At 68.0% G+C, this 24,552-nt stretch carries 23 protein-coding genes; 7 read left to right on the plus strand and 16 right to left on the minus strand.

Going from position 1 to position 24,552, the window contains the following annotated elements; translation table 11 throughout:
* Positions 1–51: 51 nt before the first annotated feature.
* Positions 52–2,658 (minus strand): FtsX-like permease family protein, encoded by a 2,607-nt coding sequence (locus ACGLHS_RS12195; RefSeq protein WP_394479940.1) that lies wholly within the window; start codon positions 2,656–2,658, stop codon positions 52–54.
* An 82-nt stretch (positions 2,659–2,740) separates the two neighbouring features.
* Between ACGLHS_RS12195 and ACGLHS_RS12200 the strand changes: the two genes are divergently transcribed.
* Positions 2,741–4,162 (plus strand): serine hydrolase domain-containing protein, encoded by a 1,422-nt coding sequence (locus ACGLHS_RS12200; protein WP_394479942.1) that lies wholly within the window; start codon positions 2,741–2,743, stop codon positions 4,160–4,162.
* Positions 4,163–4,181: 19 nt separating this feature from the next.
* Here ACGLHS_RS12200 and ACGLHS_RS12205 read toward each other — a convergent pair whose 3' ends face one another.
* The 3 genes from ACGLHS_RS12205 to ACGLHS_RS12215 are packed head-to-tail and all read right to left on the minus strand — an operon-like array spanning position 4,182 to position 6,305.
* Positions 4,182–5,078, minus strand: coding sequence for an ADP-ribosylglycohydrolase family protein (locus ACGLHS_RS12205; protein ID WP_394479944.1), 897 nt, complete (start codon positions 5,076–5,078; stop codon positions 4,182–4,184).
* Positions 5,075–5,674 (minus strand): NADAR family protein, encoded by a 600-nt coding sequence (locus tag ACGLHS_RS12210; protein WP_394479946.1) that lies wholly within the window; start codon positions 5,672–5,674, stop codon positions 5,075–5,077. Before ACGLHS_RS12210 ends, ACGLHS_RS12205 begins: the two co-directional genes overlap by 4 nt.
* A 13-nt stretch (positions 5,675–5,687) precedes the next feature.
* A complete protein-coding gene (locus ACGLHS_RS12215) occupies positions 5,688–6,305 on the minus strand; it encodes a DUF4291 domain-containing protein (RefSeq protein ID WP_394479948.1) in 618 nt (205 codons plus the stop codon).
* Positions 6,306–6,479: 174 nt separating this feature from the next.
* Between ACGLHS_RS12215 and ACGLHS_RS12220 the strand changes: the two genes are divergently transcribed.
* The 4 genes from ACGLHS_RS12220 to ACGLHS_RS12235 all read left to right on the plus strand — a co-directional run bounded on the left by ACGLHS_RS12220 (position 6,480) and on the right by ACGLHS_RS12235 (position 10,896).
* Positions 6,480–7,133, plus strand: a complete 654-nt coding sequence (locus tag ACGLHS_RS12220) for an NUDIX domain-containing protein (protein WP_394481435.1) — start codon at positions 6,480–6,482, stop codon at positions 7,131–7,133.
* Positions 7,134–7,432: 299 nt separating this feature from the next.
* Positions 7,433–8,239, plus strand: a complete 807-nt coding sequence (locus ACGLHS_RS12225) for a helix-turn-helix domain-containing protein (RefSeq protein WP_394479950.1) — start codon at positions 7,433–7,435, stop codon at positions 8,237–8,239.
* Between the two features lie 148 nt (positions 8,240–8,387).
* Entirely contained in the window at positions 8,388–9,134 is a 747-nt protein-coding gene (plcR, locus tag ACGLHS_RS12230; RefSeq protein WP_394479952.1) for a phospholipase C accessory protein PlcR, read from the plus strand.
* A gap of 58 nt (positions 9,135–9,192) precedes the next feature.
* On the plus strand, positions 9,193–10,896 hold the full coding sequence (locus tag ACGLHS_RS12235) for a hypothetical protein (RefSeq protein WP_394479954.1): 1,704 nt from the start codon (positions 9,193–9,195) through the stop codon (positions 10,894–10,896).
* 34 nt (positions 10,897–10,930) lie between these two features.
* Here ACGLHS_RS12235 and ACGLHS_RS12240 read toward each other — a convergent pair whose 3' ends face one another.
* From ACGLHS_RS12240 to ACGLHS_RS12260, 5 genes are all read right to left on the minus strand, one after another.
* Entirely contained in the window at positions 10,931–12,163 is a 1,233-nt protein-coding gene (locus ACGLHS_RS12240; RefSeq protein WP_394479956.1) for an RNA polymerase sigma factor, read from the minus strand.
* Positions 12,160–12,531, minus strand: a complete 372-nt coding sequence (locus ACGLHS_RS12245; protein ID WP_093246813.1) for a YciI family protein — start codon at positions 12,529–12,531, stop codon at positions 12,160–12,162. Before ACGLHS_RS12245 ends, ACGLHS_RS12240 begins: the two co-directional genes overlap by 4 nt.
* 190 nt (positions 12,532–12,721) lie before the next feature.
* Positions 12,722–14,083, minus strand: a complete 1,362-nt coding sequence (locus tag ACGLHS_RS12250) for an NAD(P)H-dependent oxidoreductase (RefSeq protein ID WP_394479958.1) — start codon at positions 14,081–14,083, stop codon at positions 12,722–12,724.
* A 4-nt stretch (positions 14,084–14,087) separates the two neighbouring features.
* Positions 14,088–14,963, minus strand: coding sequence for a phytanoyl-CoA dioxygenase family protein (locus tag ACGLHS_RS12255; protein WP_394479960.1), 876 nt, complete (start codon positions 14,961–14,963; stop codon positions 14,088–14,090).
* A complete protein-coding gene (locus tag ACGLHS_RS12260; protein ID WP_394479962.1) occupies positions 14,960–15,664 on the minus strand; it encodes a GntR family transcriptional regulator in 705 nt (234 codons plus the stop codon). The genes ACGLHS_RS12255 and ACGLHS_RS12260 overlap by 4 nt, the downstream gene beginning before the upstream one ends.
* A 118-nt stretch (positions 15,665–15,782) precedes the next feature.
* Here ACGLHS_RS12260 and ACGLHS_RS12265 point away from each other — a divergent pair, with 118 nt between their 5' ends.
* The gene (locus ACGLHS_RS12265) at positions 15,783–16,748 is read left to right on the plus strand and encodes a threo-3-hydroxy-L-aspartate ammonia-lyase (RefSeq protein WP_394479964.1); all 966 of its coding nucleotides are present in this window, start codon (positions 15,783–15,785) and stop codon (positions 16,746–16,748) included.
* Between the two features lie 19 nt (positions 16,749–16,767).
* On the opposite strand, the gene ACGLHS_RS12270 is transcribed toward ACGLHS_RS12265, so the two are convergent.
* The 6 genes from ACGLHS_RS12270 to ACGLHS_RS12295 form a co-directional block, all read right to left on the minus strand.
* On the minus strand, positions 16,768–17,427 hold the full coding sequence (locus ACGLHS_RS12270; protein ID WP_394479966.1) for an ABC transporter ATP-binding protein: 660 nt from the start codon (positions 17,425–17,427) through the stop codon (positions 16,768–16,770).
* Positions 17,424–18,449 (minus strand): tRNA (adenosine(37)-N6)-dimethylallyltransferase MiaA, encoded by a 1,026-nt coding sequence (gene miaA, locus ACGLHS_RS12275; protein WP_394479968.1) that lies wholly within the window; start codon positions 18,447–18,449, stop codon positions 17,424–17,426. Before miaA ends, ACGLHS_RS12270 begins: the two co-directional genes overlap by 4 nt.
* 95 nt (positions 18,450–18,544) lie before the next feature.
* Positions 18,545–19,504 carry an alpha/beta hydrolase gene (locus tag ACGLHS_RS12280; protein ID WP_093246978.1) on the minus strand — a complete coding sequence of 320 codons (960 nt, stop codon included), beginning with the start codon at positions 19,502–19,504 and terminating at the stop codon, positions 18,545–18,547.
* Between the two features lie 193 nt (positions 19,505–19,697).
* Positions 19,698–21,596 carry a DNA mismatch repair endonuclease MutL gene (mutL, locus tag ACGLHS_RS12285; protein ID WP_394479970.1) on the minus strand — a complete coding sequence of 633 codons (1,899 nt, stop codon included), beginning with the start codon at positions 21,594–21,596 and terminating at the stop codon, positions 19,698–19,700.
* Positions 21,597–21,650: 54 nt separating this feature from the next.
* Positions 21,651–22,868, minus strand: coding sequence for a dienelactone hydrolase family protein (locus ACGLHS_RS12290; protein ID WP_394479972.1), 1,218 nt, complete (start codon positions 22,866–22,868; stop codon positions 21,651–21,653).
* Positions 22,869–22,893: 25 nt separating this feature from the next.
* Complete coding sequence (locus ACGLHS_RS12295) at positions 22,894–23,394, minus strand: GNAT family N-acetyltransferase (protein ID WP_394479974.1); 501 nt, start codon at positions 23,392–23,394, stop codon at positions 22,894–22,896.
* 47 nt (positions 23,395–23,441) lie between these two features.
* Between ACGLHS_RS12295 and ACGLHS_RS12300 the strand changes: the two genes are divergently transcribed.
* A complete protein-coding gene (locus tag ACGLHS_RS12300; RefSeq protein ID WP_394479976.1) occupies positions 23,442–24,110 on the plus strand; it encodes a DedA family protein in 669 nt (222 codons plus the stop codon).
* 91 nt (positions 24,111–24,201) lie between these two features.
* Here ACGLHS_RS12300 and ACGLHS_RS12305 read toward each other — a convergent pair whose 3' ends face one another.
* A complete protein-coding gene (locus ACGLHS_RS12305; RefSeq protein ID WP_394479978.1) occupies positions 24,202–24,489 on the minus strand; it encodes a glycine zipper domain-containing protein in 288 nt (95 codons plus the stop codon).
* Between the last annotated feature and the right edge of the window lie 63 nt (positions 24,490–24,552).

Raw genomic sequence — 24,552 nt, forward strand, 5'->3', positions numbered from 1 at the left:
GCATTTCTTTCCTGGGGCAGGGTGCAACCCGGCCCCAGGAAGGAGCAGGCGCTACCAGTCTTCCTTGACCGCCAGCACCACGTCCTTGCCGGCCGCGGCCCGCCCCGCCATCCACGCAGTCACCGTGCCGGCCGCCACCACCGCCGCGCAAAGCACCAGCAGCCGCGTCCAGGGCACCAGCAGGTCCATGCTCCAGTGGAAGCTCTGCGGGTTCACCACCTTCACCAGCACCACCGACACGGCCAGCCCGAGCAGCAGGCCCGCCACGGCGCCGATGGCCGTCCAAGCCGCGCCTTCGCCGGCCACCACCGCCAGCACCTGCCGCCGCGTGAACCCCAGATGCGCGAGCAGCCCGAACTCCTTGCGCCGCGCCAGCACCTGCGCGCTGAAGCTCGCCGCGATGCCGAAGAGCCCGATGGCAATCGCCACCGCCTGCAACCAGTAGGTCACTGCAAAGCTGCGGTCGAAGATGCGCAGCGAAGTCGCGCGGATCTGCCCCACCGACGCAATCTCGATCGACTCGGAAGACGCGCCGCCTTGCCGTGCCGCCAGCTCGCGCACAGCGGCCTGCACGGCGCCTTCCGACGCACCGGGGGCGAGCCACAGCGCCACGTCGCTCACGTTGCGCTCGCCGGTGATGCGCTCGAAGTCGCGTGCGTCCACGGTGACTGCGCCGAACTGCCGCGCGTAATCGCGCCACACACCCGCGACGAAGAAGACGGGCGGCGTTTTCGACGTGACGGCCGTTGCCACTGCGTCCGACAGCGGCGCGAACGTGGTCCCCGGCTTCGCGCCGTACAGCTCGACCATCGGCTCGCTCACGTAGATGCCGATCTGCCCCTCGGGCACCGGCAAGGCGGCGCCTACCAGCGGCAGCGACTGCGATGCATTGCCTTCCAGGCTGCGCGCGATCAGCGTCACGGCCGGGCGGGAGGCGTCGAGCTGCAGCGACTGCGTGCGCAGCGTGCCCGTGCGCCCCACGCCGGGCAATTGCGCCAGCGCCTGCACGAAGGCCGGCGAGAAGGTCGCGGTGTCGGTGCTGCTGCTGTTGCCGGTGTTGCTGCCCCGGCCGCCGGAGGTGGCGCGCACGTACAGGTCGGCCGGCAGCACCACGTCGAGCCAGTGCGTGACCGAGTCGCGAAAGCTCGCGACCATCACGGTGAGCGCGACGGCAAGGCTCAGGCTCGCCACCACGCCGCTCACCGCCACGGCCGCCGTGCCGCGCATGCGCCGCGCGCGCTCGACGGCCAGCATCGGCAGCACGCGCTGCGCGAACAGCGGCGCCACGCGGTCGTACAGCAGCGCGATCAGCCAAGGCAGGGCGGTGATGCCGCCCACCAGCAGGCAGGCCACCGACAGGTAGGCCGCCACCGGAATGCCGCCGATGGCCGGAATGTTCGCCAGCACCGCGCCGAGGGCGATCAGCCCCAGCGCGAGCCAGTGGCTGTTGCCCTGCGTGGGCGCGGCGCCCAGGCCCTTGAGCGTTTGCGCTTCGGGCAAGGCCTGTGCCGCGCGCGCGGGCCACCAGCCACCGACCAGTGCGGCCAGCACGCCGAGGCCGCCGTACAGCAGCGCCGCGCCGCTGCTCCAGTGCAGCTTGGGCGCCACGCCTTCGAAGTAGCCGCCACCCAGGTCGCCGCCGAGCACCCGCAGCGCGAAGGCCGCGAGCGCGGTGCCGAGCGCAAGGCCCGCCGCGCTGCCGATCAGGCCCAGCACCAGCGATTCGGCCAGCACCAGCCGCAGCCGCTCGCGCGGTGTCAGGCCCAGCACGCCGAGCAGCGCGAACTGTTGTGCGCGCTTGGCCACGCTCAGCGCGAGCACCGAGAAAACAAGGAAGGCGCCGGTGAACAGCGCGACCAGCGCCAGCACCGTGAGGTTGACGCGGTAGGCGCGTGACAGGTTGCTCACGCGCTCGGCCGCATCGCCCGGCTCGGCGAACTGCACGCCCGCCGGCCAGCCCGGCGACTGCTGCAGCGACGCGATGAAAGCCGCGCGGTCGGTGCCGGGCGCCAGCCGCAGGTCGACACGGCTGAGTTGTCCGATCTGGCCGAACAGCTCCTGCGCCGCTGCAATGTCCATCACCGCGAGCGCCGCGCCGCTTGCGGCCACGTGGCCGGCCACGCCGAGCCGCTGCCATGCGTCGCCGCTGCGCAGCTGCACCGTCTCGGCGACGCCGGCACCGGCCTGCGCCGGCAGGCCCAGCGCGCTGCGCGCCGCGGCATTCAGGAACACATGGCCTGGCGCGAACAGCGCGAAGCGGTCGGCACCGGCCGCGGGCTGCGGCATCAGCGCGGGCGCGATGGCGGGCAGCACCAGCGCATCGACGCCGATCACGCGCATCGGCACCTGGCGTTCACCGGCGGCCAGTGCCAGGCCCTGGAACTCGAGCACCGGACTCGCGAGCGTCACCTGCGGATGCTGTGCCAGCCGGGCGAACACGGCTTCGTCGAAGCCGCCCTGCACGGCGCGCACTTCGAGGTCGGGCTGGCCGTTGACCGAGCGCACCGCGCTGGCGAACTCGTCAAGCGCCGAGGCATTGATCAGCTGCACCGAGAACGCGAGCGCCACGCCCAGCATCACGGCCAGCACGGCCGCTGCATTGCGCCAGGGGTGGTGGCGGAGTTCTTGCCAGGAGAAGGTGGTGAGCAGTGCGCGCATGGCCCGATTGTCACGGCGCGCGTGGTGTTACATCTGCCGTGGCACGATGGCGCCTCTTCGATGACGCCTGAGGAACCTGACGATGCGGCCCCTGTTTTCTGCCCGGTACCACCGCTGGTTCGCGGCCTGTCTGCTGCTGGCGCTGCTGGCCGCCAACGCGGCCGCGCAGTTGCTGCCCCTCACGTTGGCGAGCGACCCGGCGGCACTGGCCAAGGCCGCGCTCGGTGCCGAACGCGGCACGCTCGTCGTCGGTACCTTGCGCAACGGCAAGGCCGCCTACGGCGCGGCCTACAACCCCGAGCCGCCTTCGACGCCGCGCCCCATCGAACCCAACAGCGCCGAACAGCCGATGTTCGAGATCGGCTCCGTCACCAAGGTCTTCACCGGCCTGCTGCTCGCACAAGCGGTGGAGCGCGGCGACCTGAAGCTCGACGACACCGTCGGCAAGCTGCTCGCCGGCAAGGTCGAGGGCCTGTCGCCCCCCGTGGCCGCGGTGACGCTGCGCCAGCTCGTCACGCACACCGGCTGCATGCCCGTGATGGCCGATGGCGTGGGCGGTGGCCCGGCGCTGGCCGAGCAGTTCCGCACCTTCGACAAGCCGATGTTCTGGGCCGCGCTCACGCGCATCAAGCTCACAGCGCCCGCGGCGCCCTGCGAGGGCAACTACAGCAACTTCGGCATGGCCCTGCTCGGACAGCTGCTGGCCGAGCGCTACAACACCTCGTGGGGCGAACTGGTGCGCGCGCGCATCACCGAACCGCTGGGCATGAACGACACCGTGATCCCGCTCGGCGACAAGGCTTCGCGCATGGCACCGGCCTTCGCCGGCGACCGGCGCCAGCAGTTGCTGGACATGCTGGCCTATGCACCGGCCAGTGCGCTGCGTTCCACCGCCGCCGACATGCTCACCTTCAGCCGCGCGATCCTGGCCGGCGCGAGTGGCCCGCTCGGCCCGGCGGCCGTGCGCATGCTCACGCCGCTGGCGCGCTACGAGGGCGCGGAGATCGGCTACGCGGTGATGGTGCGTGGCACAGAAGGCGCGCGGCGCACCTACTACCACGCGGGCGTGACCGAGGGCTACCGCACGCTCTGGCTGTTGGCACCCGACACCGGCGAAGCCATGATCGTGCTCAGCAGCAACACGCGCGCGCCGATGCAGTCGGTGTTCCTGGCGATCGGCAAGAGCCGCTATCCGGTGTCGACCCTCGAAGTGCCGGTCGATCCCGCGCGATTGGAAGACTACAAGGGCGAGTTCCGCGTCAACAAGACGATGTCGCTGACCTTCGCCGTGCGCGGCGCCAAGCTGCTGGTGCGCGAGACGGGGCGCGGCTACAGCGCGCTCCTGCCCACGGGCAACGACCGCTTCGTGGTGGCGTCCATCGGCGCGCAGTTCGTTTTTCGGCGCGGCGATGGGAATGCGGTGACGGGTGTCTCGCTGTCGCGAGGCGGCAGCCAGCTCGACGCTCGGCGCGTTGGCGAGCCGGTCGCCGTGCCGCAGGAGTAAGGGTGGCGCGCTGCCGCCTTCAGCGGGCGAGCGCGAGCAACTGGTCTGCCATCTGCTCGATCTCGACGCGCATCACGAGCTGCTCAAGCCAACCGGCCGGAATGGCGCCCGCACCGTAGAAGGCGCCTGCCAACTGGCCGCAGATGGCGGCGGTGGTGTCGGCGTCGTCGCCGAGGTTGACCGCGGCAAGCACGGCCTGTTCGAAGGAGTCCGTGTGTGCGAAGCACCAGAGCGCTGCTTCGAGCGACTCGACGCAGTAGCCTGAGCCCTTGATGTGTTCGCGTGCCTTGGCGGTGTAGTCGCCGCGTGCCAGTGCGGCGACTTTCTCGCTCAAGGGTTCGAGTGGTGCGGTCGAAAGAATCGCCGCCTTGCTTTCTCCCCGCAACGCCGCGCGCAGTTGCAATGCGAAGAGCCGCGAGCATTCGATGGCTTCCAGCGCGCCATGCGTGGTGCGCGTGCTGTCGCCGGCCTGCTGCCAGGTGGCTTCGATGCCCGGCGCGAAGAACATCGCCACGGGCGCGAGCCGCATCAATGCGCCGTTGCCGGCAGTGCGCGGGTCGGGGTCGCCCGCGAACGGGTTGCCCGATGCGAGGTAGCGGGTGAGGGCGCCCGACACCGTGATGCCGATGTCGAAGCAGTTCCCCGTGCTGCTCATGTAGCCCACGCTGCGCCAGTTGCAGTAGCGGTTCATCTGGTCGGTGGCGTTGAAGCCCTGGCAATGGATCAGGCTTGCCGCGAGGCACAAGGCCATCGAGGTGTCGTCGGTCCATTCGCCGGGGAGCAGACCGAAGGGGCCGCCGCCCCGCATGTCGGTGACGGGCTCGAAGGTGCCGCGCGCGGAGAACTCGACAGTGGTGCCGACCGCGTCGCCGCAAGCCAGTCCGAGCAGGCAACCCCGGTAGCGGTCGGTGTTCATTGCGCTTGCCTCAATGCGTCGCGTGCGGCCATCAGCGCAAAGCCCAGCAGGTTGAGGCCGCGCCATTCGCGAGGATCTTGCGCGGCCGGGTCGGTGGCGGCACGGCCGATGCCCCAGATCGGATCGACCGGGCTGGCCTCCACCAGCACCTGGTGGCCCGTGCCGAGCAGGAAGGCGCCCAGCGCGGGGTTCTGTGAGAACTTGGCGATGTTGCCGCGCGTCACGATGTCCAGGCGCGCTTGCACCCACGCGGCTTCGTCGAAGTCGCGGATCTCGCGGCCGAGCTTCTTGGCTTCGCCGGGCGTGCGCGCCGCGATGATCCGTTCGCAGGCCTGCGCATCGCCGAACAGGCGCGCCTTGCCGGCCATCATGAAGTGCTCCGCCGTGCGGTACTTGATGCCTTCGAGGGTGAACGCGGCTTCGAACCACTGGCTGAAGCAGCTTTTGTTCACGCCGGTCTTCGGGGTCTGGTGGCCCCAGAACAGCAGGTATTCGGGGCGATGCCCTTGCGCGAAGTAGGCGGGCAGGTCCTTGATGCTGCGCGGCGTTGTCGGCGTTGTCGGCGTTGTCGGCGTTGTCGATGTGTGCGTCGTCATTCTTTTCTTCTCGTCAGTGGCCGATGTCCAGCGGATGCTCGACCGGCAATTGCAGTTCGGGGTTGTCGTTTTGCGCCAGTGGGCGCTGGGCGTCCACGAAGGGGCGCATGTCGATGACCTCCAGCAGTTCTTCGTGCGCGAACGCCGCGAGCGTGCGGCCACGCAGCCCGAGCTGGATGGCCCGGCGCTCCAGCTTGTTGCCGCTCGGCGCGTGGTCCGGGTCCCATTGCAGGCGCACTTCCGATCGGGCGACGGCGGCCTGCCAAGCTTCACGGCTCGGATAGCTCGGGTGGAAAGTGGACGGCACGGCCTCGCGCACCACGCGCTCGAAGAAGGCGCGGCGCAACCGAAGCCCGAGCGTCACTTCCTGGCCTTGCTTGGTGCCCCAGCCCGAGCGGTACATCATCCAGAGGAAGTTCGGTTTGATCCAGCTCATGCGCGAAAGGCTGAAGTCCGGGCCATCGAGCCGGCCGTGCCGGATCGCGTACTCGCCAATGGCGGGGCGATAGGCCTGGTAGACGATGACCGATTCGGCATCGTGGTGCGCAAGGATGTGCGGGCCACTTTGCGGCCAGCGTGCGCGCTGCGCGATGTGCAGCTCGGTGGGAAGTGGTGTGACAGCGTTGTTCATCTTGTGTTTCTCGTGTTCTTGTTCTTGCTGATCTCGTGAGTTGTTCTGTACAACTAATGATGGGTTGTATAGTACAACTAATAAAGACGAAGTCAACCCATCCCCGTGAACACCTCCGCCTCGAAATTTCCGCCGCTGACCTTTCCGCGTCCCTTGGTCACGGTCGACGTCGTGATGTTCACCGTGCTCGAAGACGCCTTGCAGGTCTTGCTGGTTCGACGGCCCGCCGATACGGCCGAGCCGTTTCCGGGCAAGTGGGCGTTGCCGGGCGGCTTCGTGAACATCAACGAAGACGCTTCGCTGCTCGATTGCGCGCTGCGCAAGCTGCGCGAGAAGACCGGCGTCGAGGCGCCGTACCTCGAACAGCTCGGCAGTTGGGGTGGTGCGCAGCGCGACCCGCGCGGCTGGTCTGCCACGCATTGCTTCTATGCGCTGATTCCGGCGCAGGCGATGCAGTTGCGCAGCGGTGCCAACGCGGCGGAGGTGGCGTGGTTCGAGGTCGGTGCCGCATCGCGCAAGCGGCTGGCCTTCGACCACGGCGAGCTGCTCGATGCCGCCATCGCCCGGCTTCGCAGCAAGGTCGAGTACACCTCGCTGCCGGCCTTCCTGATCGAAGAACCCTTCACGCTGCCGGCACTGCAGCACACCTACGAAGTGGTGCTGGGGCGCGACATGGACAAGAGCGCTTTCCGCAAGCGCATGCTCGACGGCGAATTCATGGAAGAGGCCGGCATGGTCACCGGCAGCCTGGGCCGGCCGGCCATGAGCTACCGCTTGCGCGACCGCTCGCAGGCGGCGCTGTTTCCTCGCACATTCAACGCCCGGTAGCTGTCGCGGCCATCGAAGGTTTCGGAGCCGAACGACGCAGATGCGGGCATCCAGCGACGATGGTTTGTAAACCTCTATTTCCTCCGCGTAAACAACGCACCGCGCGACTCTTTCTGCTTAAAGACTAACCCTAGACGCCCTCTGGCCTTGCGGTGCCTACACTGCGGGGCGTTTGGGAGGAGGTGCCGCGCGGGCACCACACAGCAGGCGCAACACGCAGAAGAAAAGGCGGGCTTGCCCATGCATTGCAGTCGCGAGGAGTCTTCCGTTCTTCGGGTTCGCAGCGAGGCGTTCGTGCGATGAGCGCGCAGTCCCTGCTGCACCTGTGGGACGACGGCTTCGCCTACATCACGCCGGCCATCCGATCGGGGTTGACCGCCCGTCCTGCGTTGACCTTGCTGGCATCGATCAGCGGGCGTCCGTTCATGCTGGAGGCGCGTGACGGCACGCGTGCGCATTGCACGGCAGCGGTGGTGGCGCCCGATGTGCCGCGCCGGCTCGATGCCGATTGCGGCGGACTGATCTCTATCAACCTCGATCCCGCGTCGAGCACCTGCCGCATGCTGTCGGCATGGATGGGCGGGCGCCGCATCATGCCGCTCGATGCGCGTGTGTTCGGCAGCTTGCGCGACAGCTTCGAGCCGGCGCTGTATGGCGTGCTCTGCGATGCGCGCGTGAGGTCGCTCAGCCAGCGCATGGTGGATGCGGTGACGGGGTCGGCCGCGCTGTCGACGCAGATGGACCCACGCATCGAACGCCTGCTGCAGATGATCCGCACGCACCCGAGCCTGCTGCAGCGCGAAGAGCTGTCGCTGATGGCGTGCCTGTCGCGCGGTCGGTTGAGCCATCTGTTCCGCGAACAGATGGGAATGTCGGTCAAGCGCTACCTGCTGTGGAGCAAGCTGCGGCGCTCCAGCGTGCAACTGGCCGACGGCCAGCCGCTGACGCACATCGCGCTGGCCAGCGGCTTTTCGGATGCGGCACACATGAGCCGCACATTCCGCGATTCATTCGGGCTGCAGCCCTCGTTCGTGGTGCGAGAGGTGAAGGTCGTGACGGATGGGCATGCGCCCGATGCCTGGCGCTCGCTCGCCGGCAAGGCCTAGCGGGTCGACATCGTTTCCGCGCGGTTCGGTGTGATCGGCCGGGCTGCAATTCAGCACCTTCGTACAAGTCAGCGCGGACCCTGCTGGCTAGTCTCCACGCGTGCCCCGAGAGGCACACAAGAACAACTGGAGACAGGTGAGGATCCGCATGAAATTTCGCTTTCCGACTGGCGGCAAGCTCATCATGGGCGTTGGCGTCGTGGTGGCTGTCGTGGTGCTCTGGCTGCTGTTTGCCGATCAGGGCAGCGCGCAGGCAACCACTGAGGCACAGAACAAAAGTTCTGTATCCACAGGCACACAAGCAACAACGCAGAGTGGCGTCGTGCTGGCGCAGCGGGCCGCTGGCTACAAGCCGTTCGCTCCGGGCGCATCGCCTTATCTCCTGTCGGCCGGCCCTCTGGAGCGCGGGCTCGACATCGACCAACTGAGGCGCGACCTTGCCGCCAGCGGCAAGAGCGTTGAAGACGAGGTTGATCGCCTCGTCAAGCTCGCGCGCTTTCGCGACCGCATGAACGTCCTTGCCGAAGTGCTTCCCAGCCTGAGCGACGAAGAGCGGCAGCAGGAGTCCTACGAAGTCCTGCAGCAGTTGCCCGAGCACGTGGCCAACGGCGAGATTCTTCCTCGCGAGGCCCTGGCGACCACCACCGCGCTGCTTCAGATCGGCGAATCGGACCCGGTCGTCCGCGACGAACTCACGAAGCGGTTGACGGCTTCGCTGGAGGCATATGCCAAGCAGGTCGTAGGCCCCGAGCCCATCACCGAATCGCGCTTCCAGAGCTATGCACAGGAGCGCGACCGGATGGTCAGCGAGGTGCAGTCCTCCATCCAGGACCCTGAAGCGCGACAAGCGGCGATGGCGCAGCGCGAGCTCGAGATACGGCGGCGCCACTACTGACCCTGACCCATCCCATCGATTCGACCCATTCCATTCACAACACAGGAGAGACACAGCCATGCATCGAACAAGAACACTCTGGAGGCTGGCGGCCGCGCTGGCTTTCATGCTTTCGATGGCCACGGCCGGCGCTGCGCCGGCCGCGACCCCGCAGGTCCAGAAGAGCAGGGCCGATGCGCAGGCATTCATCGACGAGTCGACGGCCAGGTACAACGCGGGGCTGAAGTCCAGCTCCAAGCCGGGGCAGACCATCGTGCCCGCGGCCGGCCCCGTGTGGACCGCCGATCTGGACACCTGGGTGGAGTACACCTTTCCGGCCAGTTCGGGCGCATCGTGCATGAATGGAACGCCCTACCGGATGTACTACAAGATCGCGTCCGAGGCGAGCATGCGGGACAAGGTGCTGGTCGACTTCGAAGGCGGCGGCGCGTGCTGGGACTTCGATTCGTGCAAGCCGGACTCCAAGCTCGGCGCATCCAATCCCGACGGCCTGGCCTCGGGCTACATCCAGGGCGACGGCATCCTGACCAAGACGGCCACCGCCCTTACGTCACCGGTGCTCGACGGCAATACCTTCCTGACCAATGCGGCTGCGTACTTCGTCTTCGGCCGAGGCACGGGCACGCTGGACAACCGAAGTTGGTGGAATTTTCCGAAGTTCACGTCGCAGCCGGAAACGCAGCGATGGACCAAGCTGGTGTTTCCGTACTGCACCGGTGACGTCAACTCGGGCGCGAGCTTCAGGGTCTTCGAAGATCCGAGCAATCCGCAGAACAGCAAGAAGGCCAACTTCAACGGCCTGAACAACGTGCGCGCTGCGATGGCGTTCCTGCGCCAGAACAAGTTTGCAGAGAGCCTGTCGAGCAGGAAGTCGATCCAGCAGTTGCTGGTCTATGGCGCCAGCGCCGGCGGCTACTCGTCGCTGGCCAACTACCCGATGATCCGGGAGGCCCTGGCGGGCGACAAGACGCGGGTTGCGATGTTCGATGACTCCGGTCCCATTCTTCCGGCACCGATCTACAAGCAGGGTGAAGAAATCCTGGCGAGCGACCTCGACAAGACGCCCGCGGTGAAGTTCTGGCAAAAGGTCACCGATGCTTGGGGGTGGTTCCAGCAGCCTACTGCTGCCGATGCGAAGACGCCGGGCCATCCGGAATACGCGGAGCAGGCCAAGGGGCTGGTCGCGCGCTGGGAGAAGGCCACGGGCGAGAAGGTCGAGCTGTTGAAGAGCCGTGGTGGCGACACCGGCAACCTCAACAAGGTGCTCTCCAAGCGGTATGCCCAAGACCGTTTCGGCCTGGGCAGCTTCCAGCAGGACCAGGTCATCTCCAGCTTCGCCTTCGTGGGTGGCCAGAACGCCGAAGTCGTTGGCCTGACGGGCGATGCCTTTCGCGAGGCGAAGATGAAGCTCTTCACCAAGGAGATGAACCTGGTGCGCGCCGAACTCGGCCCGCTGCCCAACTATGGCTACTACATGCCCTGGTCGCGGTATGTGCTCCTGGGCAGTCACGTGACGACGGCGCTCACGTTCGCGGGCACCGATATCTGGCGCGCATCGAACCTGCGTGACGACGGTGGGCGGATTGCACCCGAGTTCAACGGCGACGTAGGTTTCTTCCTGAACAATCTCGTGAGTACCGAGAGCCTTGCGAGCCTTCCGGTGCTCAAGGAAGTCGGGGCGCCCGGGGAGTCGTTCAGCGTGGGCAGCTTGATTGGCACCGTCCTCAGCTGGTTCCGCGTCTTCGACGGATCGGCCGCCTGAGTGAACACTGCGCGATGCGCAGCCTGCGGCCGTGTCAGAGCCGGGCCGCCATCGCACCCAGATAGCTGCGCACCGCCGCATTGGCGCTCAGCCCGATGGCGCGGTCGTAGGCCTGCCGGGCTGCGGCACGCGCGCCACCGGCGGCGAGCAGATGGGCGCGGGCAGCCCAGAAGGGCTGGTAGTTCGTCACCTGGTCTGCGGGAATCGCGTCGAGCGCCTGCAGGCCGATGTCGGGCCCGCGTGCATTCGCCAGCGCGCACGCGCGGCTGACCTGCGCCCCGATGCTCGGGCGCAGCGCCAGCAGGCCCTCGTACAGCGCCACCAGCGTTTCGGGTGGCACCGGTGCCCCGGCCCGGCGTTCGCAGTGCGCCGACTGGATCGCGGCTTCCAACTGGTAGGTGCCGAGCGATCGCATGCCGGAGGCTTGCCGCAGGTGGTGCTCGGCCTGCGCGAGCAGTTCGTGGTTCCAGCGCGTGATGTCCTGCTGGTCGAGCGGCACGTAGGCGCCGGTTTCGCTGCGCCGCGCCGCGGTGCGGCTTTCGCAGAACAGCATCAGCGCCAGCAGGCCCAGCGGCTCGGGCTCGTCGGGCATCAGGTGGCAGAGGATGCGGCCCAGATCGATGGCCTCGGCGGTCAGGCCGCGCGGCAGCGCGTCGGCGCCGTCGACGTCTTCCCAGCCGGTGCCGTAGGCGGCGTAGATGCCGTCGAGCACGTCCTGCAGCCGCTGCGGCAGGTCGCGCGGCTGCGGGTATTCGAAGGGAATGCCGGCCGCGCGGATGCGGGCCTTGGCGCGCACCAGCCGCTGCCCAAGCGTCGAAGGCGAAGTGAGAAAGGCACCCGCCATGCGAGCGGCGTCGAGGCCGAGCACGGTCTGCAGCATCAGTGGCGCGCGCGCCGGTGCGTCGATGGCGGGGTGCGCGCACACGAAGAGCAGGCGCAGCCGCTCGTCGGGCACGGTCGCGCCTTCAGCGTCGGCCATGTCGGCCTCGCCGGCCAGCAGCAGCAGCGTCTGCGTGGCCTTGTCCTGCACGCGGGTGTGGCGCCACGCATCGAGCTTGCGGTGCCGTGCCACGCTCAGCAGCCAGGCGTCGGGCTTGTCGGGAATGCCGTCCACGGGCCAGCGCTCGAGCGCGCGCGCAAAGGCATCGGACAGGGCGTCTTCCGACGCCGCGATGTCGTGCGTGCGCGCCGAGAGGATGGCCAGCAGTCGACCGTACGACGCGCGGGCCGCCCGTTCGGCGGCCTGGTGAGCCGCCGGGTCGTTCACGCTGTGGCCGCCGCCATGGCCGTGGCCACGAAGACCGGTCGAACCTCGACGCCGCCGCTGGTGGCGCAAGGCGCGCGCGCCGCCCATTCGAGCGCGGCATCGAGGTCGGGCACGTCGACCACGAAGTAGCCGCCGAGCTGCTCCTTGGTGTCCGCGAAAGGGCCGTCCTGCACCTGGCGCTTGTCGCCGCGCACGCGCAGCGTGGTGCCGGTCATGGGCGGAAACAGGCCGTGCCCGCCGAGCGAGATGCCGGCCTGCCGCACGGCGTCGGCGTAAGCGATCCAGCTGGCGCGGTAGGCCTGCGAGGACGCGTCGTCGCGTTGTTCGAATTCGGACGCGGGCTGATAGAACATCAACATGTATTGCATGGTGTCTCTCCGTCATGGAAAAGTTGGCTTGAGCAACATCGCTCACCCCAATGACGGCCCGCTGCCGGTCATTTCGACACGAAGCCCTGTGCCGAGACGAATATTTTTTACGCGATTGCGGTTTGACGCAATGCGCTGATCCACCAGCCCGGTTCACCGGGCGCGGCCCCGCGCCCGGACGACACCTCAACTAGGCAAACCTGACCTGCAGCGACGGCGCGAACATCGACTCCATGTCGGCGCGCAGCCTGTAGGCGGCGGTCGTCGTGTCGATCGCCACGTCGGCCCAGCAGAGGCTCTGGCCTTTCTTGACCGGCCGCACCAGCCTGACGTTGTGCGCCAGCCCGAGCGGCAGGCCGCCCAGCCGCAGCGAGCGGTCGGCCGGCAGCAGCTTGCCCCACACCGTGTAGCCGCCTTCGCCGTCGAGCATCTCGCCCGCGGCGAGGTCGCGCTTGGCGGTGGCCACCACGTCGGCGTTCCAGCAGGTGGCCACGCCGGTCGGCTCGCCGCGCAGCGCCACGCTGGCCACCGACATGCCGACTTCGAGCCCGATCAGGTGCCAGCGCTTGTACAGCGTGAAGTAGCGCCCGCTCGGGTCGGTGTGGGCGTTGTATTCCTCGAAGCAGTTCTTGATGTAGTCGGTCTCGGCCTCGACCGTGACCCACACGCCCATGCGGATGTCGTAGGGGATCTTTCGTCCATCGGCTTCGAGCGAGGAGATCACCTCGACCATGCCCTTGCGCTCCAGCACGCCGCCTTCGCTGCGCGGCCGCGTGACGAAGGGAATGTCTTCCACGCTCGCGGGCGGGTAGAGCAGCCCGTCGGATGGCACCGTGAGGCCGGTGGCGTTGGCCACCGCCGAGCTTTCGATCGACGGCTTGGAGCCATCGAGAAAGCTGTTGAACATCTTCGGGTTGAGCCCGCCGCGCTGTGCCTGCTCGGGCGTCAGGCCGTAGTTGCCCCACACCGTCTCGGGTGTCGATTCGGTGAAGTGCGGCAGCCACTTGTGGCCACGCCCGGCCGCCACCACCGGAAAGCCGCAGGTGCGCGCCCAGTCGACCAGGTCGCAGATCAGCGCGGGCTGGTCACCGAAGGCCAGCGAATAGATCACGCCCGCCTGCTGCGCCCGGCGCGCGAGCAGCGGGCCGCAGAAGGCGTCAGCCTCGACCGTCACGTTGACCACGTGCTTGCCGTGCGCGAAGGCATCGAGGCAATGGTCGACCGCCGCGATCGGGTTGCCGGTGCACTCGACCACGATGTCGATGGACGGCTCGCGCGTTACCGCCTGCCAGTCGTCGGTGATCCAGGTGGTGCCGTGCTTCAGCGCCTCCTGCACGGAGCCGGCCGACGCGCGGGCTGGCTCCCAGCCCACGCGCGCCAGGTTGACGCGGGCGGCATCGGGCGACAGGTCGGCAATCGCCACCAGCTGAACGCCGGGTGTGCGCGGCACTTGCGCGAGGTACATCGCGCCGAACTTGCCGGCGCCGATCAGGCCGATGCGGATGGGGCGGCCTTCGGCGGCGCGCTGTTGCAGGCGGGCATGCAGGCTCATGGGGTCAGGCCTCCGCGGTGTCGAGCAGGTCGAGCGATGTCATCAGTGCGCTTTCGGGCAGGCCCTTCTTCCAGGGCACATCGACGGGGTAGGGCTTCAGCAGGCAGTCGTCGGGCAGCATCTCGATGGGCGTGAAGTCCCGGTGGGCTATGTACTCGGGCCGCTTGTGGCGGCGGATGTGGTTGCTGACGGCGCACAGGCTCAGGTACACGGCCACGCGGTTGAAGGGCGAGAGGTTGCTGCCCGAGGCGTGCACGAGGCAGCTGTGGAACAGGATCATCGAACCGGCCGGCCCCTTGGGCGAGACGATGCCGCCGTGCTTGCCGCCGGCGCGGTCCACGAGCTGCGCGATCAGGTCGTTGTCCACCGTCCAGAGCGGGTAGCTGGTGGTGGTCAGGTCGTGTTTGGCATCCACCACGCCCTTGCGATGGCTGCCCGGAATGAACATCAGCGGGCCGTTGTGCTCGTTCACGTCGTCCAGAAAAATCGCCACGTTCATCGCGCGCTCGGTCGGCATCAGGTCGTCGTTGAGCCAGGTGCCGTAGTCCTGGTGCCATTGCCACACGTCGCCCTCGAAGGCCATCTTTCCGTTGATCTTGAACTGGTGCATGTAGACCTCTTCCTCGAAGAGATCGGTCACCGGGCCGACCATGCGCGGATGCCGTGCCAGCCGCGCGAAGGGCTCGCTGATGAGGTGCGCGGCGAAATTCGTGCGCACGGCATCGGAGCCTTTCTCGCGCACGTTGAAGGCCTCGCGCCGGCTGTACAGCGCGGGCACCGCATCGGTCAGCACCTTCGTCTCTTCGGGCGAGAAGTGGCCGGGGAAGAACAGGTAGCCCTCGCGCTCGAACTGCGCGCGTTGCTCGGGGGTCAACTTCATGCCTTGTCTCCTTGCGTGGCGGGTGTGGATGCGGCGTGCGCGAGCAGCTGCCGGGCAAGCCGCTCGCCCAGTGCCTCGCTGGCCTTGGCAACGTGCTGCTCGCTCAGGCGCGCCGCGCGCTCGGCGTTGCCGGCGGCGATGGCCGCGGCAATGGCTTCGTGTTCGTCCCAGAGCGATTCGCGCTGGGGCTCGGCCTGCAGCACCGCGCCCATCGCGCGGCGCAGGTGACGCCAGTGCGGGTTGGCGCTCTGGCCGATCAGCGGATTGCCCGAGGCTTCGTAGATGGCCTGGTGAAAGGCCACGTCGGCATCGATCATGGCTTCGACATTGCGCCCGCGCGCCGCACGGCGGCCGCGTTCGATGAGCTTCGGGTCGATGCGAAAGCACTGCTGCGCCGCGAGCCGCGCGGCCAGCACGTCGAGCGCGCCGCGCACCTGGTAGATCTGGCGCATGCCTTCGGCATCGAGCGGCGCCACCAGCACGCCGCGGCCGGGCGCGTCGAGCACGAAGCCGTCTTTCTTCAGCAGCCGCAGCGCCTGCAGCACCGGCTGGCGCGACACCGACAGCCGCTGCGCGATGTCTTCCTGCGTGAGGCGTTCGCCGGGCGCCAGCGTGCCGCCGCAGATGGCGCCCAGAAGGGCACGGTAGACCTGGTCGACAAGGTCGGGCGCGGTTTCGATGCTGACGAGCTGGGCGGGCATGAGGGGGCTCCGGGTTCTGAACTCTGTATACAGAGTACGAACTTCAAGGCGAACGTGCACCCGGGTTTTTACCCACCAGGGGGTGCAAAAGAACGGCGAGCCCCGCTAAGCTCGGGTGATGCAACTCCCTACCTACGACGACGTCATCGCCGCGGCCGCGCGGCTCGAAGGCCATGCCCACCGCACGCCGGTGCTGCAATCGACCACCGCCAATGAACGCTGGGGCGCCAGGTTCTTCTTCAAGTGCGAGAACTTCCAGCGCATGGGCGCGTTCAAGTTTCGCGGCGCCTTCAACGCGCTGTCGAAGTTCGATGCCGCGCAGCGCAAGGGCGGCGTGATCGCCTTTTCTTCGGGCAACCATGCGCAGGCCGTCGCGCTGTCGGCGCGCCTGCTGTCGATGCCGGCCGTGATCGTCATGCCGAAGGACGCACCGGCCGCCAAGGTCGCCGCCACGCAGGGCTACGGCGCCGAAGTCGTGCTGTACGACCGCTTCACCGAAGACCGCGAGGCCCTGACGAAGCGGCTCGCGCAAGAGCGCGGCATGACGATGATTCCGCCCTACGACCATCCGGACGTGCTGACGGGGCAAGGCACGGCGGTGAAGGAACTGATCGAGGAAACCGGCCCGCTCGACCACCTCTTCGTGTGCCTGGGCGGCGGCGGGCTGCTGTCGGGTTCGGCGCTGTCGGCGCGCGCGCTGTCGCCCGATTGCAAGGTCTACGGCGTGGAGCCCGAGGCGGGCAACGACGGCCAGCAGTCGTTCCGCGCAGGGAAGATTGTGCACATCGAAACGCCCAAGACCATTGCCGACGGCGCGCAGACGCAGCACCTGGGCGAATACACCTTCGGCATCATCAAGCGCGACGTGAACGACATCTTCACCGTGACCGACGCGCAACTGGTCGATGCGATGCGCTTCTTCGCCGAGCGCATGAAGATGGTGGTCGAGCCGACCGGCTGCCTGGCTTTTGCGGGCGCCATCGCCGCGGGCAAGGCGATCGCGGGCCAGCGCGTGGGCATCGTGATCAGCGGCGGCAACGTCGACCTGTCGCGCTACGCGAGCTTCCTCGCGCCGCAGCAGTAAACAACAAACGAATAGATCGTCAGGCGCGGATGCCGTTTGCTGTCAGGTGCAGCAGGCGGTCCGCGCGGGCGGCCGCGCTTTCGGAGTGCGTCACCAGCACCAGCGAAGCACCGTGCTCGCGGGTCTGGCCGATCAGCAGTTCCATCACCTTGGCAGCGGTGGTCGGGTCGAGATTGCCCGTGGGCTCGTCGGCCAGCAGCAGGGCGGGGCGGTGCACCAGCGCACGCGCGATGGCCACGCGCTGCAACTGGCCGCCCGACAGCGTCTGCGGCAGCCGCGCGCCCATGCCGGGCAAGCCGACCGCGTCGAGCATCCTGGCCACGCGGTCTTCATCGCGATGCTGGCCCAGCAGCATCAGCGGCAGCGACACGTTCTGCGCCACGTCGAGGTGCGGCAGCACGTGGAAGGCCTGGAACACGAAGCCCACGCGGCGCCTGCGCCAGAGCGCACAGGCTTCGCCGTCGAGCGCACCGATGTCGATGCCGTCGTGTGTCACGCTGCCCTGGTCCCAGCTGTCGAGCCCGGCCATGCAGTTGAGCAGCGTCGACTTGCCGACACCCGATTCGCCCACGATGGCGACGAACTCACCAGGCTCGACGCCGAGCGTCACGTTCTCGAAGACGGGCACTTCGCCGTTCTTGCCGTAGTGCTTACCGAGGTTGGAAATGCGCAGCGTCATCCGGGGCTTGTGATCGATGTGATGAGTTGAACGGCGGCTTGCACCGCGTCGGGCGCGTCGCAGGCGATCACGGTGCGCGTCGGCATGCTGCGCAGCCAGGTGATCTGCCGCTTGGCGAGCTGGCGCGTGGCGGCGATGCCGCGCTCGCGCAGGTCATTCAGGGCCTTGGCGTCGGGTGCCGCGGTGCCGCAGGCGTCGAGCATTTCCCAGGCCTGCCGGTAGCCCACGCAGCGCATAGAGGGCAGGTCGGGCGAGAGATCGCCGCGCGCGCGCAGCGCCTTCACTTCGTCGATGAATCCGGCCGCGAGCATGGCGTCGAAGCGCTCGGCGATGCGCGCATGCAGCCACGCGCGGTCGGTGGGTTCGAGCGAAATCAGCAGGCCCCCTTCGACCGCCTTGGCGGTCTTGTTGTCGCTCGCATGAAAGCTCGACAGCGGCTGGCCGCTGCTGGCCCACACCTCGAGCGCACGCTGGATGCGCTGGCTGTCTTGCGGCGCGAGCCGCGCGGCCGTGACCGGGTCGACCTGGGCCAGCCGTGCGTGCATGGCGGGCCAGCCGATGACCGCGGCTTCCGCGTCGATGCTCGCGCGCACGGCGGCATCGGCCGCCGGCATGGCATCGATGCCGTCGAACAGGGCCTTGAAATAGAGCATCGTGCCGCCGACCAGCAGCGGCAGCGCGCCGCGCGCGCGGATCTCGTCGATGAGTCGCGTGGCGTCGGCCACGAAGGCGGCGGCGCTGTAGCTGTCGCGCGGATCGAGGATGTCGATCAGGTGGTGCGGCACCTGCGCCTGCTCGGCGCGGCTGGGCTTGGCGGTGCCGATGTCCATGCCCCGGTACACGAGGGCCGAATCGACGCTGACGATTTCGACGGCCCGCGTGCGCGCCAGGGCGAGGGCGGCGGCCGTCTTGCCGGAGGCGGTGGGGCCGGCAAGCGCGATGTAGCGCAGTGGAACAGGAGGCGCGGCGCCTGGCGATGCCGGGGGAGCGGCCTCGGCGGCCGGAGCGAAGCTGGGAGACATGGTGCGCCGAGGGTAGCAAATGGCGCGTGCCTCGCGGGCGCGCAGGTCTTGCGGCCGCGCACGGCGCCGGCTGGCCGCCGTGCGGCAGGTTCGGTTCAGATGGCGGCGGGCGCCGGTGCCGGCGCTTCGCCGCGCACGTTCTGGGGCGCGGGTGCGCTCGGCGGCGGCGCAAGGCGGGGCGGCGGCCGGTTGGCGGCCACCGTGCTCTCGGGCTTCATGCGGAACAGCTGGGCCAGCGCCGCGCGGTACTGGGCCTCGCCGACCGAGTTGGTGTCGTGGTGCGAGCCGCCTTCGACCAGCACGAAGAGCTTGGGCACCGTGGCCGCGTCATACAGCTTGCGGCCCAGCGTAGGGTTGATGAGGCTGTCGGCCGTGCCATGCACCACCAGCAGCGGTGCGCCGATCTGCTTGACCGTGTTGATCGCCTCGAAGCGTTGCGTGATGAACGGGCCGAAGGGCAGCCAGCCCCACTTGAAGCCGCTCACCACGTCGGCGATGGAGGTGAAGGTGCTCTCGACGATCACGCCGCTTTCGTCGTTCACGTGCGCCGCCAGGTCGATGCCGATGGCGCCGCCGAGCGAGTGGCCGAAGATGTAGCGGTGCTGCCTGGGGTGGCGCGCGGCCAGCCAGGTCCAGGCGGCGCGGGCGTCTTCGCGGGCCGATTCTTCGGAGGGCAGGCCCTTGGAGCTCTTGCCGAAGCCGCGGTAGTCGATGGCCAGCACCGAGAAGCCCAGCTCGTGCATGCGCTGGATGCGCGGCGCCGAGCCGGCCACGTTGTAGCGCGCGCCGTGCAGGTACAGCAGCACGGGCGTGTCGGTGGTCTCGGGTGCGCCGCCCAGCCACAGGCCGTGCAGGCGCGCGGGCTCGCCGGTAATGGACGACTGGAAGTCGATCCAGACGTCCTGCATGCCTTCGCTCATGGCGGCGGTGTTGCCCCAGCTGCGGTCGCTGGGCTGGAAGATCCATTGGCGCTGCTGCTCGTCAAGCGTGGCGCAGCCGGCAGCCAGCAGGGCGCAAAGCGAAAAGACTGACGCGAGGAGGGTCCAGCGTTTCATCATGGGGTTGAGGGACAGCGAAGTCGGCCGAAAAGTTCACTTGCTTTCACCGTGGCACGCCGACATTGCGCCCCGGTAACCCTCCGAAACAACGCTCGATGGCGTTTTTTGCACGAGTCCATGCAACGTGCGTGCCCGCCGCCCGGATGACCGCCAAAAACCCTCGAAAACCCTCAAAAAGGGGCTGATTCGGCTATCGGCCGCGCATGAACAGGTTGTCGAGCTCGCGGATCGACAGCTGCCGCCAGGTCGGCCGGCCGTGGTTGCACTGGTCCGAACGCTCGGTGGCTTCCATCTGACGTAACAGTGCGTTCATTTCGTCGATGGTGAGCTTGCGGTTGGCCCGCACGGCGCCGTGGCAGGCCATGGTCGAGAGCAGTTCGTTCTGCGCGCGCTGCACCACGGTGCTGGCGTCGTGCTGGCCCAACTCGGCCAGCACGCTGCGCGCCAGCTCCACCGGGTCGCCATCCGCCAGCGTTCCGGGCACGGCGCGCACCGCGAGCGTGCGTGGCGAAAAAGGCGTGATTTCCAGCCCCAGCGTGGGCAGCACCGCCGCGCAGGCCTCGGCCGTCGCCACTTCTTCCGGCGTGGCCGCGAAGGTGGCCGGAATCAGCAGCGGCTGGCTGCTGATGGACGCGCCGTCGAGCTGCGTCTTCAGCCGCTCATACACGATGCGCTCGTGCGCCGCGTGCATGTCGACCACCACGAGGCCCTGGCTGTTCTCGGCCAGGATGTAGATCCCCTGCAACTGCGCCAACGCGCGGCCGAGCGGCCAGGCTTCGTCGTTCGTGGCCAGCGGCGGCGTGGCGGGTTCGGCGCCCGTATCCGAAGGCAGCCCCACGGGCGCACGGAAGGTCATCGGCGCCGCGCCGGTCAGCGGCCATTGCGAAGGCGCGGACTCCGGCTCGTGGGCCTGCTCCATGGTGCGGCGTGGCCACATGGCTTCGAAGTCGCCGGCACCGCGCTCCTGGGCCACGAAATTCATGGAGGGCTGTGCCCAGCCGGCGTTCGAGGGGAGCGGCGTCGGCTTGAAGAATGGCTGCGGCGTACCGGAGGCCGCCACGGCGTCTCCGGCGCGCGGCGCGGCCAGCGCGTCCTCGATGGCGTGGCGTACCGCCTGGTGCACCTCGCGCCCATCGCGAAAGCGCACTTCGATCTTGGTCGGGTGCACGTTCACGTCGACCCGCGCCGGATCGATCTCAAGGTACAGCGCGTAGATCGGCTGGCGATGGCCGTGCAGCACGTCTTCGTAGGCGCTGCGCACGGCGTGCGACAGCACCTTGTCGCGCACGAAACGGCCGTTGACATAAAAGAACTGCTGGTCGCCGCGCGAGCGCGCCGCATCGGGAATGCCGGCGCGGCCGACCACGCGCACCGGGCCACCTTCGCGCTCGACCGCCACGCTCTGCGTCACGAAATCGTCGCTCAGGGCATCGGCCAGCCGCTGCTCGCGGGTGGTGGCGGCGCGCCATTGCTCGACCAGCTTGCCGTCGTGCCAGATCGAAAAGCCCACCTCGGGCCGCGCCAGCGCATGGCGGCGCACCGCCTCGATGCAATGGGCCAGTTCGGTGGCGTCGGTCTTCAGGAACTTGCGGCGCGCGGGCGTGGCGAAGAACAGCTCGCGCACTTCGACCGTGGTGCCGGTGGAGCGGGCCACCGGACGCAGCTCGCCGGTGCGCCCGTCGAGCGAGAACGCACTGTCGGCGCCGGCAAAGCGCGAAAGAATGCTGAGCTCGGCAATCGCATTGATCGCCGCCAGTGCCTCGCCGCGAAAGCCCATCGTGCCGACCGTTTCGAGGTCGTTCAGGCTCGCGATCTTGCTGGTGGCGTGGCGGCGCAGCGCCACCGTGAGTTCTTCGCGCGGAATGCCCAGGCCGTCGTCTTCGATCGAGATCAGCCGCACACCGCCCGAGGCCAGCCGCACCGTGATCTGCCGGGCCCCCGCGTCGAGCGCGTTGTCCAGCAGCTCGCGCACCACCGAGGCAGGCCGCTCGACCACTTCGCCCGCGGCGATCTGGCTGATCAGTTCGTCGGGAAGCTCGCGGATCGGGCGGCGTTCGGAGAGGGAGTTGGGGGTGGGAAGGGCGCTCACCGGGGCATTCTAGAAGCGGGCGAAAACTGGGTATTCCGTAGGGAAAGACGTGCTTCAGCGCGACATCAACGTATTCGACGGCAGCTTCTCGTCCAGCAGCTTGCGCGCCGTCTCGATGCCCGCCACCGGCAGCAGCTTCGCGTCGAGCAGGCCGACCTGTACGAGCACGCTGGCCTGGTCCCAGTAGATGTGCTCGTGGTAGAGCTTGTTGCCGCGGAACTTGATGACGGCCAGCAGTGGCACCTCGACGCGCTTGCCGGTGGGGGCGACGCCCGGGAGCATCCACGGGATCTCGGTGGTGTGAGTGAAGCTGAAGAGCAGTTCGTCGACCACCTGCGTGGCGCCGACGGTGCGCGAGATCGACGTGAGCGCGGTGTCGGGCGGGTTGCTGTTGACGAAGTGGTTCGTATAGAAGGCGTGCAGCGCCTTGTAGCCCACGCCGCCGGTCATGGTGGGGATGTGGTTGACGTAGGGCTCGGCCACCATGGTGGCCATGGTGTCGTCGACGTTCCGGGTGCCGAACTCGTACTCGCAGTGCTTGTCCCACAGGGCCGAGAGGTCGTAGTGCGGGCCGATGGCACCCTTCAGCGTGGCGATGCTGCGCTCGTGTGCCATGAGCGCCGACGGCTTGTGGAAGTGCTCGCCGCCCACGCGCGCGAAGGCATGGTCCATGCCGGGGTACACGTACAGCGACACGCCGGGGCGGCCCTTGAGCGTCTGCACGATGCGGTCGCGTGCCTCGGGCGGGCAGAACTTGTCGAGCTCGGCGACGTGCAGCGTCAGCGGGCACTTGATCTTGTCAGCTTCGTCGAGCGCGGCGTCGATGCCGACGCCGTAGTAGCCGACCACCGCATCGGCGTCGGTGCGGCAGGCCGAGAGGTACGCCAGCTTGCCGCCCAGGCAGAAGCCGAGCACGCCGACCTTCTTGTCGGTCACTTCGGCGCGGCCGCGCAGCGCGTCGATGGCGGTCTGCATGTCTTGCATGCCCTTGGCTTCGTCGAAGCCGCCGTAGAGCGCAAAGGCGCGCTGCCAATCGGCTTCGCTGTAGCCGAGTTCGACGTTGGGCTCCTGGCGCCAGAAAAGGTCGGGCACCAGCGCCACGTAGCCTTCTTCGGCGTAGTAGTCGGCGACCTCGCGCATGGTGTGGTTGATGCCGAAGATTTCCTGCGCGATCACAAGGCCCGGGCCGGTGCCGCCTTCGGGCAGTGCGAGGTAGCCGCGAAAGGTGCCGCTGCCGTCGGCGGCTTTCATCTGGATGTATTGGCCTGTCATCGTGAGTCTCTCCGGGTGGGTGGTTTTATCGAGGTTGCAACAACTGCTTGAACATGACGAAGGCGTCCACGTAGCCGTGCTGCGGATGCCTGAAGGCGCCGGGCAGGGTGCCGACGATGTCGAAGCCCATCTTGCGCCAGAGCCGCACCGCGCCTTCGTTGGTGGACACCACGAAATTGAACTGCATCGCGCGAAAGCCCATGCGGATGGCCTCCTGCTGCGAGTGTTCGCACAGCGCCGAGGCAACGCCCAGGCCGCGCGCGGCGTCGGACACCACATAGCCGCAATTGCTCACGTGCGCGCCCTGGCCCGGCTGATTGGGCTTTATGACGTAGGTGCCGAGCACCGTGCCCTCGTCGTTGCAGGCCACGAAGGTCGCGGTGGGCACCTTGGTCCATGAATGGCGTGCCTGTTCTTCGGTGATGTCGGGCGCGTAGGTGTAGGTGTCTCCGCGGCGAAAGGTCGGTTCGAGGACGGCCCAGATGGCCGGCCAGTCCGCGTCGAGCGCGGCGCGTATGTGCAGCATGGGGTGATTCAGGGTGCGTTCGGGTTCAGCAAGGATAATCCGCGCCCATGGAAATCATCAGCTTTCTCGTCGACTTCATTCTTCATGTCGACAAACACCTCGAGGCCTTCGTCATCGCCTATGGCCCCTGGGTCTATGCACTGCTCTTCCTGATCGTCTTCGTGGAGACGGGGGCGGTGGTGATGCCGTTCCTGCCGGGCGATTCGCTGCTCTTCATCGTCGGCGCGCTGTGCGGCGCGGGGCTCATGAACTTTCCGCTGGCCTGCGGCATCCTGATTGCGGCGGCCATCCTCGGAGACCAGACCAACTATTCGATCGGCCGCTACTTCGGGCCGAAGGTCTTCCAGTGGGAGAGTTCGCGCTTCTTCAACCGCAAGGCCTTCGACCAGGCCCACGGCTTCTACGAGCGCTACGGCGGCATCACGATCATCCTGGCGCGCTTCATGCCCTTCATTCGCACCTTTGCCCCGTTCGTGGCGGGCGTGGCGGAAATGAGCCGCGCGAAGTTCACCATGTTCAACGTGGTGGGCGCGCTGATCTGGGTGCTGGGCATCGCGACGGCGGGCTACTTCTTCGGCAACCTGCCGTTCGTGCGGCAGCACCTGGACAAGATCATCTGGGCGCTGATCTTCGTGCCGGGCCTGCTGGCGATCTACGGCGCATGGCGCGCCTCGAAGGCCGAGAAGGCCCGCGCGGCGCAGGTGCCGCAGGCCTGATCGCCATCGGACTCCCATCAACAAAAAGCGCGCCCGAAGGCGCGCTTTTTTCTTGTGGCGGGTCCGAGCCGCAACGGCGGCTCAGCTCAGGTCAGTAGTTCGGCCCGTTGCCCGGGTAGTAGCCGCTGCCCGACGGATAACGCTGCTGGTTGTAATAGTTGCGTTCGTCGGCGTTACGACCCACCTGGTTGCCGATGATGCCGCCGATGGCCGCGCCACCCAGCGTCGCGCCGGTGTTCTTGCCGATCGCATTGCCGATCAGTGCACCGCCCACCGCGCCTACGCCAGTACCGAGGTTCTGGTTGGGACCGCTGGCGCAACCTGCAATCGTCATGACCGAAGTGGCTGCGGCTGCAGCGATCCAGAGACGTGTGTTCATGATGTCCACCTTTCGAGGAGTGATGCCCCATCATGTCCAGAAGCGCGGTGCCGCGGGTGTAGG

Source organism: Variovorax sp. VaC1 (assembly GCF_043658315.1).
GTDB lineage: Bacteria > Pseudomonadota > Gammaproteobacteria > Burkholderiales > Burkholderiaceae_C > Variovorax.